Below are 12,587 nucleotides of genomic sequence, written 5' to 3' on the forward strand. Positions count from 1 at the left end.
CAGGCCGGCTAACGCTCAGCCGGCCTTGCGAATGCCGTCGGCGAGCAGTTCCATCATCCGCTCGATCTCGGCCTTCTCGACGATCAGCGCTGGCGACAGGGCGATGGTGTCGCCGCTGGCGCGCACCAGCAGGCCCTTCTCGAAACACTCACGGAACACTTCGTAACCGCGTTTGCCGACGCCGTCGGCATGAGGGGCGAACTGCACCCCGGCGACCAGTCCGACGGTGCGGATGTCGATCACGTTGGGCAGGTCCCTGAGGCTGAAAAGGGCTTCCTGCCAGTAGGGTTCCAGGTCGATGGCCTTCTGGAACAGATTCTCCTGCTGATAGATCTCCTGCGTCGCCAGCGCTGCCGCGCAGGCCACCGGGTGCCCGGAGTAGGTGTAGCCGTGGAAGAACTCGATGACGCTTTCCGGGCCGTTCATGAAGGCATCGAACAGGTGCTCGGCGACCAGCACCGCGCCCATCGGTATCGCGCCGTTGGTCAGGCCCTTGGCGCAGGTGAGGATGTCCGGCGTCACGCCCCAGCGCTGGGCGGCGAAGGCTTCGCCGACACGGCCGAAGCCGGTGATCACTTCGTCGAAGATGAGCAGGATGCCGTGTTTGGCGGTGATCTCGCGCAGGCGCTGCAGGTAGCCCACTGGCGGCAGGATCACCCCGGCCGAGCCGGACATCGGTTCGACGATCACCGCGGCGATGTTCTCCGCGCCATGCAGCGTCACCAGGCGCTCCAGTTCGTCGGCCCTTTCCACGCCGTGCTGCGGCAGGCCCCTGCTGAAGGCGTTGCGTTGCAGATCGAGGGTGTGCGACAGGTGATCGACGCCCGGCAGCATCGGGCCGAAGGCGCGACGGTTATTGGCCATGCCGCCCACCGACATGCCGCCGAAACCGACACCGTGATAGGCCAGCTCCCGGCCGATCAGGCGGGTACGGGTGCCTTGGCCGATGGCGCGCTGGTAGGCCAGGGCGATCTTCAGGGCCGTATCCGCCGACTCCGATCCGGAGTTGGTGAAGAACACCCGGTTCAGGCCTTCGGGGCTGATGCTGCTGAGCTTTTCGGCCAGTTCGAAGGGCAGCGGATGACCCATCTGGAAGGTGGGGGCGAAGTCCATCCTGGCAATCTGCCTGCTCACCGCCTCGCTGATTTCACGGCGCCCGTGTCCGGCGTTGCAACACCAGAGCCCGGCGGTGCCGTCGAGCACTTTGCGACCATCGCTCGCCGTGTAATACATGCCTTCGGCGCTTTCCAGCAGGCGTGGGCTGGACTTGAACTGGCGGTTGGCCGTGAAGGGCATCCAGAAGTGTTCGGGCGAGGCATTGGGGTGAAAATCCTGGGTCATGGCTGGCTCCGGCGTCGAGCGACTAGGCTGCGACGGTGCCGCAGCGTTTTCACCGAGTCTATGTTTAATAAAACGCACAAAACAAGGCGAATGGCCGGCCGTTCGTAAAAAATATTGATAGGGTCCGCACCACTGGTTTAGGGTGCCTTTTTCACAGCCCGAAGACCTGAGAGAGGATGCACCATGCCCACCCTGACCCTCGCCGACTGGCAACAGCGTGCCCGTGACCTGCACATCGAAGGTCGCGCCTTTATCCAGGGTGAATATTGCGCGGCGGCGGACGCCGGCCAGTTCGACTGCATCAGCCCGGTGGACGGGCGCGTATTGACCCAGGTCGCCAGCTGCGATCAGGCCGATGCCGACCGAGCGGTGGCCAGTGCCCGGGCGGTTTTCGAGGCGGGTAGCTGGGCGCGCCTGGCGCCAGCCAAACGCAAGGCGGTGCTGATCCGCTTCGCCGACCTGCTGGAGGCCCACCGCGAGGAGTTGGCGCTGCTGGAAACCCTCGACATGGGCAAGCCGATCGGCGATTCCCTGGCGGTGGATATTCCCGGTGCGGCGCGGGCGCTGCGCTGGAGCGGCGAGGCGATCGACAAGATCTACGACGAGGTGGCGGCCACGCCGCATGACCAGCTCGGCCTGGTGACCCGCGAGCCGGTGGGTGTGGTGGCGGCCATCGTGCCGTGGAACTTCCCGCTGATGATGGCCTGCTGGAAGCTCGGCCCGGCCTTGGCCACCGGCAACTCGGTGGTGCTCAAGCCGTCCGAGAAATCGCCGCTGACGGCGATCCGCATCGCCCAGCTGGCGATCGAGGCGGGCATCCCGGCCGGTGTACTCAACGTCCTGCCGGGCTACGGTCACACCGTCGGCAAGGCGCTGGCATTGCACATGGACGTCGATACCCTGGTGTTCACCGGCTCCACCCGGGTCGCCAAGCAGCTGATGATCTATGCCGGCGAGTCGAACATGAAACGCGTCTGGCTGGAGGCGGGTGGCAAGAGCCCGAATATCGTCTTTGCCGACGCCCCCGATCTCCAGGCGGCGGCGCAGGCGGCGGCGGGCGCCATCGCCTTCAACCAGGGTGAGGTATGCACCGCCGGCTCGCGCCTGCTGGTCGAGCGTTCGATCAGGGAGCGCTTCCTGCCCATGGTGGTCGAGGCGCTCAAGGGCTGGAAGCCCGGCAACCCGCTGGACCCGGCGACCAACGTCGGCGCGCTGGTGGATACCCAGCAGCTGAACACCGTGCTCGGCTACATCGACGCCGGCCGCGAGGCCGGTGCCCAGGTGCTGATCGGCGGCCAGCGTACGCTGGAGGAAACCGGTGGACTGTACGTCGAGCCGACCATCTTCGATGGTGTCAGCAACGCGATGAAGATCGCCCAGGAGGAAATCTTCGGCCCGGTGCTGTCGGTGATCACCTTCGACAGCGCCGAAGAAGCGATCACGATCGCCAACGACACCCCTTATGGCCTGGCTGCTGCGGTGTGGACCGCCGACCTGTCCAAGGCGCACCGTACGGCGCGGGCCCTACGGGCTGGCAGCGTGTGGGTCAACCAGTACGACGGCGGCGACATGACCGCACCGTTCGGCGGCTTCAAGCAGTCCGGCAACGGCCGCGACAAGTCGCTGCACGCCTTCGACAAGTACACCGAGCTGAAGGCGACCTGGATCCAGTTGTAGCGCGCCGCCCGGCACTGAGCGAGGAAAGCGCGGGCAGCGGCAGGCTGGCCGGCGCTCTCGAGCCCGTCGAGTGGTCGCGCTGATCATCGGCGCTGCCGCGACTCAGTGCCCGGCGACCCGTACCTGGTTGCGGCCGTCATGCTTGGCTGCGTACAGCGCCTGATCGGCGCGCTCGAGCAGTACGCCGGATGCGAGCTGTCCGCTGGTTTCGCAGATGCCGGCGCTGAAGGTCACCTGAAACTCATGGCTTTCGCCGGCGTTGAAGCTCAATGCCGCAAAGCGCTCTCGAATCTCGTCGAAGATACGCCTGGCCTGCTGCGCTGAGCATTCCGGCAATACCGCGACGAATTCCTCGCCGCCGTAGCGGCCCAGGCTGTCGATACGGCGCAGGCGCTGGCGCAGAAGATTGGCCAGGGCGCGAATCACATTGTCGCCGGCGGCATGGCCGTAGGTATCGTTGACCCGCTTGAAGTGATCGAGGTCGAGCATCACCACGCTGGCCGGCTTGCCGCTGCGCGTCGCGCGGTGAACTTCCAGTGCCAGCTGCTCCTTGATGTCCGCATGCTTGAGCAGGCCGGTCAGGCTGTCGCGCGCCAGCGCGGTACTCAGCGAACGGGCGCGCTGGGCGTGGGAGTAGACCGACGCGACCAGTGCGGTATCGCTGATCGGTTTGGTGATGAAGTCGTCTCCGGCCTTGAGCAGTGCGGCCATCTGCCGATGGATGTCGGTTTCCGCCGAGAGATAGATGATCGTCACCCGCAGCCATTCGTCGTGCAGGCGGATCATCTGCGCCAGTTCCGGACCCGAGCAGTCCGGCATGTTGACGTCCAGCAGCAGTACCTCCGGGTTGAAGTTGCGCATGGTCTCCAGCACGTGGGTCGGCTCGGCCAGCGTTTGTACCTGCATCTGCGAGTTGCGCAGCACCAGGCTGTAGCGAGCCGCCAGCTCGGCATCGTCATCGACGATCAGTACGCGGAAAGGCTCGCCCTGCTGGCGATCGAGGCAGCGCTCCAGGCTGTTTTCCAACTGGGTGGTGTCCAGTGGCCGGGTGAAGAAACCCTGGGCGCCGGCGCGCACCGCGGCCAGCTGGCTGGCGAAGTCGGTCCGATCATGGATGACCAGCAACGGTAGCGGTTGCTCCAGACCGTGCTGCAACGCGGCCAGCGCTTCGAACTCGCTGTCGTGTTGCACGCTGACGATCATGGCATCGGGCGGATCGGCGGCCACGGCCTCTTGCAGGGCGGCGAAGTCGCGCCATTGGCTGACCAGATAGCCGAAGTTGCGCAAGGTCAGCGCCATGCTGGCGCCGGCGACGGGATCGGTTTTGAGCAGGTAGATGCGGCAGCCGGGTGCCGGCTCGTCGTGATGCTCCGGCAGCTCCGGCATACCTTCGCTCGCTTGCCCCGGTGTTTCGCTGGCCAACTGCAGCAGCGCGCGGGCGAAGGCGTCCGCTGCACGGCTGCCGGGCTTGGCCGAGTCCAGCCAGCGATCGGCGCGCTGCTCGAGCCGCCTGGCACGCTCGCCAAGCCTGGCGAAGCCGAAGGTGCCCGCCGCCCCGGCGAGGCGATGCAGGCGTTCGCGAATGCCCAGCATCAGTTGCCGGCGCTGGCCGGTGGCGCGGTTCGACTGCAGGTTCAGCGCGAACGCGGCGAGATCCGCGAGGTCGGCCTGCAGCCGCTCGCCAAACTGGCGCTCGAGTTGGACAAGCTGTTCCTGCAGAGCCAGGCGCGTTCGATCATCCATGCTCGGCCTCCCAGACCTGTTGCAATTGGTCCGCCAGTTGCAGCGGATCGAAAGGTTTTCTCAATACCTGCCGCACTCCCAGCTGTCGCAGCTCCTGCTGCCGTTCAGGCTGCAGGTGTCCGGTGAGGAACACCACCGGCGTCTGCTGCAGATCGACCAGATCGCGGAGCTGGCGCACCAGTTCGATGCCGTCCATCTGCGGCAGCATCACGTCGAGCAGGATCAGGTCCGGGGCGAAGGCTTGCACCTGCTCGAGCGCGGCCTGGCCGGACGGACAGCTGAGTACCTCGAAACCGCCGATTTTTTCCAGGGCGATGCGGGTCACCACCTGGATCGATGGTACGTCCTCGACGTGAAGGATGCGCTTGAGCTGTTTCATCATGGACTCTCCTTGACCTGTCCCTGGCCGGGCAATTCGAACCAGAAGCAGGCGCCCTGACCTGGGGCGGACTCGAAACCGATCTGGCCTCCCATGCGTTCGATCAGCTCCTTGCTGATCGCCAGCCCCAGCCCGGTTCCGCCCTGTTGGCGGCTATCGGACGAGTCGGCCTGGGCAAACTTCTGGAAGACCCGATCGTGGAAATCGGCAGGGATTCCCGGCCCCCGGTCTCGGACGCTGACTCGGATGCGCCCGTCACGCACGCGCCCGGACAACTCGACACGTTCGCCCGGCGGCGAGAACTTCGCGGCGTTGGACAGCAGGTTGCTAAGCACCTGCTGCAGGCGCATGGCGTCCACCTCCACCAGCTGCGCCGGGCAGTCGCCCAGATGCAGTTGCACGCCATGGCGTTCGGCATAGCTGCGGTTACTGCGCAGGGCCAGTTCCAGCTGCGGTTGCAGCGGCTGCTCGAGCAGATCGAAGCGCATCTTGCCGGCGTTCAGCTTTTCCATGTCCAGCAGGTCGTCGATCAGCGCGCTCAGCCGCTGGCTGTTCTGCTGGGCGATGTCCAGCAGCTCGTGCACCTGCTCCGGCACCTCGCCCATGACATTCGAACAGATCAGTGCCAGCGCGCCGGTGATGGAGGTCAGCGGCGTGCGCAGCTCGTGGCTGACGGTGGAGATGAACTCGCGTTGCATGCGCTCGATCCGCTTGCGCTCGGTGATGTCGTGCATCACGGCGACCGCGCCCAGGGGCTGGCCGTTGGAGGTATGCAGCGGGTCGGCGTTGGATAGCACGTAGCGTGGCGTGCCATGCGCGAGCAGAACCATTTCGTGGTCGATCACATGTTCGCCGCGCAGGGCGCGCCGCAGCGGTATCTCGTCGGGCGGCAGCGGGGTGACGCCATCCGCGCGGTACAGCTGGTAGCGGGCAGCCCATTCGCTGGGCGGGCCCGGCTCGGCGTCTGCGCCATGCCAGTGCTTGGCCTTGTCGTTGAACAGGGTCAGATTGCCCTCGGCGTCGCAGGCGATGACCGCCTCGCTGAGTGCCTCGAGCAGACGGCGGTTCATCTCCTGTTGCCTGTCCAGTTCCAGCTGTTCGGCCTTGCGCGCGGTGATGTCGCTGACGAAGCCATGCCAGAGTACCGAGCCATCTACCTGCCGCAGCGGCGTGGCCCGCGCCTCGACCCAGATCAGGCCCTTGCGCGGGTGATCGATGCGGTGTTCGCAGTGCCAGGGCGTCAGGTTGCCCGCCGCCTGGCGGATGCTCGCGAGCAGCCCGCTGCGGTCGGCTTGATGGACCCGGCCGATGATCGGAGCCAGGCTGCTGGCCAGTTGCCCAGGGCTCAGTCCGTAGATCTGGTCGACCCCCTCGCTGACGTAGGGAAAGCACGAAGGCCCATCGCCCCGCCAGTGGAACTGGAAAAGCATGCCCGGCACCTGGGCGGCGATCTGCTGCAGGCGCAGCTGCAGCTGTTCCTGATGAGCCAGGTCGTAGGCGTTGACCAGATAGCCGCGCAGTTGCTCCTGCTCGTCATGAATCGCGGTGACGCCCAGCAGCACGGGGACTTCGGCACCATTCTGGTGGCGCAGCCGCCATTCGGACATGTCGCGCCGACCGCGGTGCAGCGGCGCGGTGAGCACGGCGAAACCCGGCTCGATCGGCAGCTGCAGCTCGCTGGCGAGCAGCGTTGCACGGCGCTGCAGGTCCTCGGAACGGAACAGCGCCGCTGTCAGTGGGTGCCCGAGCAGCGCTCGCTCGCTGTAGCCGAGCAGGCGTTCGGCGGTCGGGTTGACGCGGGTGACGATGCCGTCGGCCCGGGTCACCAGCACGGCGCTGGAGGCGCTGTCGAGGATGGCCTGCTGCAGCGCCGCCTGTTCGGCATGCCGGTGGGCCTGCAGGTGCTGCTCGAACAGGCGGATCACCTGGCGTCCGAGTCGCTCGAGGATGCCGCGCTGTTCGGCGCTGAGTCGGCGTGGCTGGCGGTCGATCACGCATAGCGTGCCCAGGTTGTGGCCGTCCGGGGAGGTCAGGGGGGTGCCGGCATAGAAGCGGATCTGCGGACCGCCGACGACCAGGGGATTGTCGCGAAAGCGCGGATCCTGCAGCGTATCCGGCACTTCGAAGATGTCCTGGCCGAGGATGGTGTGGGTGCAGAAGGAGATTTCCCGCGGGGTTTCGCTGACATCCAGACCCACGCGGCTCTTGAACCACTGGCGTCGGTCGTCGACCAGGGAAATCAGCGCAATGGGCGTGCCGCACAGTTGTGCGGCCAGCTCGGTGAAGTCATCGAAGGCGCTGTCCTCCGGGGTGTCGAGGATCTCGTAGCGAAGCAGAGCCGCCAGGCGCGACAGCTCTCGCGGCTGAGCGGGGCATGGCGTCGGGCTTGCTTGCGGTGACTCCATCGTCGGTGCCTTGCGAGTTCTGTGGGTGGCGTCCAGGTCGGAGCGAGTCACGACAGGGCTTAAGCAGACCTGGTTAGTATTGGTCGGTAAGCCAGATGTCGCGAATCTGCTCGGCCAGCAGCATCGGATCGAATGGCTTGACGATCACGTCGCGCGCGCCGAGCTTGCGCAGGTGCTCGATCTCGCTCGGCTGCACCTTGGCGGTCATGAATGTTACCGGAATCCGCTCCAGGTCGATTCGCTCGCGCAGCTTGAGCAGGGTCTGCGGGCCGTCCATGTCCGGCATCATCACGTCCAGCAGGATGAAATCGGGCGCAAAGGCTTCGACTTCCTCCAGCGCCTGGGCGCCCGAGGAACAGGACAGCACCTCGTAGCCGCCGATCGCCTCCAGCGCCAGTTTGGTTACCGCCTGGATCGAAGGATCGTCTTCGATGTGCAGGATGCGCCTGAGTTCGGTCATTGTGCCTCCGTGGGTTTGCCTGAAGTTGCGCCGTTACGCAGGCATCAGGGTTGATCCTGCACGGCTGGTGCGACTGGCAGTTCGCACCAGAAGCAGGCGCCCTGATCAGGCTCGGAGTCGAAACCGATCCGGCCGTGCATGTGTTCGATCAGCTCCTTGCTGATGGCAAGGCCCAGGCCCGTGCCGTCCTTCTGACGGGTATCGGAGGAATCAGCCTGGGAAAATTTCTGGAATATCCGTCGATGGAACTCGGGGTCGATTCCCGGCCCCTGATCGCGTACCCAGATTCTAACCCAGGCGTCGCGCTGCTCGGCACCGAGCGAGACGCTGCCGCCGCGCGGCGAGAATTTGACCGCATTGGAGATGAAGTTGGCCAGCACCTGCTGCAACCGGTCGTCGTCTGCCACCAGTTGCACATCGGGCACCTGCAGCAGTTCCAGCTCGACGCCGTGCTTGGCGGCATAGCCCTGATTGGCAGCCACCGCCTGCTGTACCTGCCCCGGCAGTGAGTGCACGCGCAGATCCAGGGCCATCTTGCCGGCGACCAGCTTATCCATATCCAGCAGATCGCCCACCAGACGTCCAAGGCGCAGGCTGTTCTGGTGGGCGATGCCGAGCATCTGGCGCATGGCTGGCAGCGGCTCGCCCAGTGCGCCGCCGACGATCAGTCCGAGCGCACCGGAAATCGAGGTGAGCGGGGTGCGCAGTTCGTGGCTGACGATGGACACCAGCTCGCTCTTCATCCGCTCGATGCGCTTGCGCTCGGTGATGTCGCGTACCAGGCCGATGAACTTGTGCTCGCCATGGTGGCTGATCTGCGAGACGCGCAACTCGATCGTGAAGGTTTCGCCGGTGCGGCGCACGGCAGTCAGCTCGCGGTTCTGCTCCAGCGCTTGCGACGTGCCACGACGCTCGTAGTTTTGCAGGTAGCCATCATGGGCGGAACGATCGGGTTCGGGCATAAGCATCGACAGGTTGCGGCCCAGCACCTCCGCGCTGCTGTAACCGAAGATTTGCTCGGCGGCGTGATTGAAGGTCTCAATGATGCCGCGTGCGTCGATGATGATGATCGCGTCGACCACATTGTCGATGAGCATGCTCAGGTAGCGCTCGCGCGCCTGCATCTCTTCCTTGGCCAGCACCTGATCGGTCACATCCCAGAGGAAGCCGTCGCACCAGCCGGCCGATTCGTCGCGCTCGCGCAGCACGCGGGCCTTTTCCCGCACATAGACGGTCCGGCCTTCGGCATTGATCAGTCGGTAGATGCTTTCGAAGCTGTCCTGGTCGGGATGCTGCTGAGCCAGCGGCAGATCGTCCGGATGAATCAGGCTGACGTAGCTGCGCCTGCCTTCGCCGACGAAGTCGCTGGCCGGGTAGCCGGTCAGGCGTTGGATGCCTTCGCTGAGATAGCTCATGCGGCGCTGGCCGTCGTTGCGGCAGCGGTAGACCACCCCTGGCAGGTTGCCGACCATGGTGCGGAAGCGGCTTTCGCTCTTCTGCAAGGCGCGGGTGGCCTCCATCAATTCGGTGATTTCGGTGATGAAGCCGTGCCACAGCACCGTGCCGTCCGGCAGCCGCTCGGCCGTTGCGCGGCCCTCGGCCCAGAGCAGGCCGCGCTGCGCATGCTGGAGACGGAACTCGACCGAGCCGGTACCCGAGCGCACGGCCAGGCGCAGCAGTGCCGCCTTCAGCCGTGGCAGGTCCTGCGGCTGAACATGAGCCAGCGCTCGCGCCGCGTCCTCGAGCAACTCATGCGGCGCGATGCCATACAGCTCGCGGGCGCCTTCGCTGACATACAGGAAGGCGTAGCGGCCGCTGGGAAAACGCTTGAGCTGAAATACCACGCCTGGCAGCAGGCTGGCGATCTTCTGCGCGCGAACCAGAAGGCGCTGCCGCCGCCGCCCTAGTTGCTGCTGCACGAACTGGTGCTGTTGTTGTGCACTGAAGCGACGGTGCAGCAGCACGGCCAGCATCAGCAGCAGTACTTCGGCGATCACCCAGGCCAGGCTCCACTTGATCAGCAGCCGGTGTTCGGCGTGCTGGTGTTCCTGCTGCATGACGCTGATGTCGCGCCAGACCAGCGCCGCAGTCAGCGGCGGTTGCGATGGCTGCGCCTGGCGCTCGTTCTGCAGCGGGATCTGATTGAGCATGTAGGTTCGCCCACCGGCATTCAGCAGGCGCAAGGCCATGCCGCTTTCCGGCTCCGGCAGCATGCCCTGCTGCGCCCAGTGCAGGATCTGCGTCGCCGAATGCCCGATCAGCAGCCAGCCGCTGTCGTTGCTCAGTTGGACGCCGCTGGGTGTTTCCAACTGCGCGGCCTGCAGCGCCCGGCGATTGACCAGCAGCGCCAGCCCGGCGGCGAGCTGATCGCTCAGGTCGGGCAGTGCCGGCAGTACGCTGTAGCCTACCTCCAGGGCGCCGATCACCGAGCCGGCCTGGTTGTCCAGGCTGCGCAGCGGAATGATGGCGCGACTGCTGGCGCCGAGTGCGTCGACCTCCAGCCCGGTTTGCATCGTGCCGTCACGCAGTGCCCGCTGCAGCATCGGCCGTTGCGTCGCCTGCCCGTCGCCGAAGCGTTCGGGCTGCTGCATGCGCAGCAGGGCAACCCCGGCCTCGCCCCAGAACAACTGCAGTTGCATGGCCTGGTGCCGCTGCATGGAGTCCCACGCGGGGGTCAGCGTCGAGCGCAGGCGCTGCCGCAGTCGTTCGACACGTGGATCATCGAGCGTCAGGCCGCGGCGCAGCGCCCTGTCGATCTGGCGCACCTGGCGCAGCACTTCCGCGTTGCCGGCCAGCGCGGTGGCGACCATGTCGGCCTGCCGTCGCTGGCTGAGTTGCGCGCTTTGCAGCGCCAGGCTCTGCAGCTCGCCATGCGTCTCGACTTCGACATGCCAGGCCGTGTCGCGCGCGCGGTAGTCGTTGAATGCCAGGCCGCCGAACAGCACGAGCAGCAACAGGCTGCCCAGAGCGAAGATCCAGCGGGGCGCGGAAATACCCGTGTTCATTGGCAGGCCGGCCGGGGGCATGAGGTGCTGCGCTCGACATACGACGTTTGCATGAGCCGCAACTTTCCAGGGAAAAAAGCCATGATAGCTCTGCGCCAGTAGGGCCGAAACAGCAGTCGTCCTGGCGGACGGCGGATCGACACGGCGCAGCACGTGAAGCGTAGCGCTTGCCGTGCTATTGGGCTAAGCAAAGCAGGTGGATATTAGACAGTCGGTCAGGTTCTTTCCTGTATTCACGGCGGGGTAGTGATAGCCTGCGAACAGGCGTACGCGGACGAAAGTCTCGTCGGCGCGCCGTTCTCCATGAGGCACCCCGTTACCATGTGGCACACCGGTTTACTCGACCTGTCGGTCTGGCAACTCATCGCGACCACGCTGCTGCTGACACACGTCACCATCGTCAGCGTCACGGTCTATCTGCATCGCTATTCGGCGCATCGCGCGCTGGAGCTGCATCCGGCGCTCAAGCACTTCTTCCGTTTCTGGCTGTGGCTGACCACGGCGATGAACACCCGCGAGTGGACGGCGATCCATCGCAAGCACCATGCCAAGTGCGAAACCCCCGACGACCCGCACAGCCCGCGGCACAAGGGCCTGGCCACCGTGCTGCGCAAGGGCGCCGAGCTGTATATGGCCGAAGCGAAGAACGCCGAGACGCTGCGCATCTACGGCAAGAACTGCCCGGACGACTGGATCGAGCGCAACCTCTACTCGCGTTTCCCCAACGCCGGCATCGTATCGATGCTGCTGATCGATCTGGCGCTGTTCGGTGCCCTCGGCCTGAGCGTCTGGGCGCTGCAGATGATCTGGATTCCGTTCTGGGCGGCTGGCGTGGTGAATGGCCTGGGGCACGCCGTCGGCTACCGCAACTTCGAATGCCGCGATGCGGCGACCAACCTGGTGCCCTGGGGCATCGTCATTGGGGGCGAGGAACTGCATAACAACCACCACACTTATCCCAACTCGGCCAAGCTTTCGGTACGTAAATGGGAATTCGACATGGGTTGGGCCTGGATTCGCCTGTTCAGTCTGTTCGGTCTGGCCAAGGTAAACCGCACCGCGCCCATCGCCCATCGTATCGAGGGCAAGCAGCAGCTGGACATGGACAGCGCCATGGCGATCCTCAACAACCGCTTCCAGATCATGGCGCAGTACCGCAAGCTGGTGATCGTGCCGCTGGTGCGCCAGGAGCTGGGCCGCGCCGATGCCTCGCCGCGCCTGGCCAGGCGGTTGCTGGCCCGCGAGCCGAGCTTGCTGCAACAGGAACAGCAGGCGCATATCGACGTCATGCTGGCGCAGAGTCAGGCGCTCAAAGTGATCTACGAGAAGCGTCTGGCCCTGCAGCAGATCTGGACGCGAACCAGCTCCAATGGCCATGACATGCTGGTGGCGATCAAGCAGTGGGTCCAGGAGGCCGAGCTCAGCGGTATCCAGTCCCTGCGCGAATTCGCCGAGCATCTGCGAACCTATTCCCTGCGTCCCTGCGCCGTCCCCGCATGACCTTCGATCGGCTCAAGCACCGGGCGTAGCGCCGCCCGGAACTTTGCTGGCGGCCATCTCTCTGAACTGCATTCTTA

Annotated in this window: 8 protein-coding genes; 2 read left to right on the plus strand and 6 right to left on the minus strand. The window is 65.5% G+C overall.

Features of this window, described 5'->3' with window-relative positions; genetic code table 11:
• Window positions 1-15 precede the first annotated feature (15 nt).
• Window positions 16-1,341, minus strand: coding sequence for an omega-aminotransferase AptA (locus B597_RS33025; RefSeq protein ID WP_003291887.1), 1,326 nt, complete (start codon window positions 1,339-1,341; stop codon window positions 16-18).
• 183 nt (window positions 1,342-1,524) lie between these two features.
• Between B597_RS33025 and B597_RS33030 the strand changes: the two genes are divergently transcribed.
• The gene (locus B597_RS33030) at window positions 1,525-3,018 is read left to right on the plus strand and encodes an aldehyde dehydrogenase (protein WP_003291888.1); all 1,494 of its coding nucleotides are present in this window, start codon (window positions 1,525-1,527) and stop codon (window positions 3,016-3,018) included.
• A 102-nt stretch (window positions 3,019-3,120) separates the two neighbouring features.
• Here the strand turns inward: B597_RS33030 and B597_RS33035 are convergent, their stop codons facing one another.
• The 5 genes from B597_RS33035 to B597_RS33055 form a co-directional block, all read right to left on the minus strand.
• Window positions 3,121-4,761: a diguanylate cyclase gene (locus tag B597_RS33035; RefSeq protein WP_003291889.1), complete on the minus strand. Its 1,641-nt coding sequence runs from the start codon at window positions 4,759-4,761 to the stop codon at window positions 3,121-3,123.
• Window positions 4,754-5,140, minus strand: coding sequence for a response regulator (locus tag B597_RS33040; RefSeq protein ID WP_003291890.1), 387 nt, complete (start codon window positions 5,138-5,140; stop codon window positions 4,754-4,756). The genes B597_RS33035 and B597_RS33040 overlap by 8 nt, the downstream gene beginning before the upstream one ends.
• Window positions 5,140-7,545, minus strand: a complete 2,406-nt coding sequence (locus B597_RS33045) for an ATP-binding protein (RefSeq protein WP_003291891.1) — start codon at window positions 7,543-7,545, stop codon at window positions 5,140-5,142. Before B597_RS33045 ends, B597_RS33040 begins: the two co-directional genes overlap by 1 nt.
• Window positions 7,546-7,618: 73 nt before the next feature.
• Window positions 7,619-8,005 (minus strand): response regulator, encoded by a 387-nt coding sequence (locus tag B597_RS33050; protein ID WP_003291892.1) that lies wholly within the window; start codon window positions 8,003-8,005, stop codon window positions 7,619-7,621.
• A gap of 44 nt (window positions 8,006-8,049) precedes the next feature.
• Window positions 8,050-11,031, minus strand: coding sequence for a PAS domain S-box protein (locus B597_RS33055; RefSeq protein ID WP_003291893.1), 2,982 nt, complete (start codon window positions 11,029-11,031; stop codon window positions 8,050-8,052).
• 300 nt (window positions 11,032-11,331) lie between these two features.
• Here B597_RS33055 and desA point away from each other — a divergent pair, with 300 nt between their 5' ends.
• Window positions 11,332-12,510: a delta-9 fatty acid desaturase DesA gene (desA, locus tag B597_RS33060; protein ID WP_003291894.1), complete on the plus strand. Its 1,179-nt coding sequence runs from the start codon at window positions 11,332-11,334 to the stop codon at window positions 12,508-12,510.
• Window positions 12,511-12,587 lie beyond the last annotated feature (77 nt).

This window comes from Stutzerimonas stutzeri KOS6, assembly GCF_000307775.2.
GTDB classification, from domain to species: Bacteria; Pseudomonadota; Gammaproteobacteria; order Pseudomonadales; family Pseudomonadaceae; genus Stutzerimonas; species Stutzerimonas stutzeri_B.

Excerpts from the sequence above, each read along its gene's own strand:
- B597_RS33025 (WP_003291887.1), bottom strand. The coding sequence starts at position 1,341 with ATGACCCAGGATTTTCACCCCAATGCCTCGCCCGAACACTTCTGGATG.
- B597_RS33030 (WP_003291888.1), top strand. The coding sequence starts at position 1,525 with ATGCCCACCCTGACCCTCGCCGACTGGCAACAGCGTGCCCGTGACCTG.
- B597_RS33035 (WP_003291889.1), bottom strand. The coding sequence starts at position 4,761 with ATGGATGATCGAACGCGCCTGGCTCTGCAGGAACAGCTTGTCCAACTC.
- B597_RS33040 (WP_003291890.1), bottom strand. The coding sequence starts at position 5,140 with ATGAAACAGCTCAAGCGCATCCTTCACGTCGAGGACGTACCATCGATC.
- B597_RS33045 (WP_003291891.1), bottom strand. The coding sequence starts at position 7,545 with ATGGAGTCACCGCAAGCAAGCCCGACGCCATGCCCCGCTCAGCCGCGA.
- B597_RS33050 (WP_003291892.1), bottom strand. The coding sequence starts at position 8,005 with ATGACCGAACTCAGGCGCATCCTGCACATCGAAGACGATCCTTCGATC.
- B597_RS33055 (WP_003291893.1), bottom strand. The coding sequence starts at position 11,031 with ATGCCCCCGGCCGGCCTGCCAATGAACACGGGTATTTCCGCGCCCCGC.
- desA (WP_003291894.1), top strand. The coding sequence starts at position 11,332 with ATGTGGCACACCGGTTTACTCGACCTGTCGGTCTGGCAACTCATCGCG.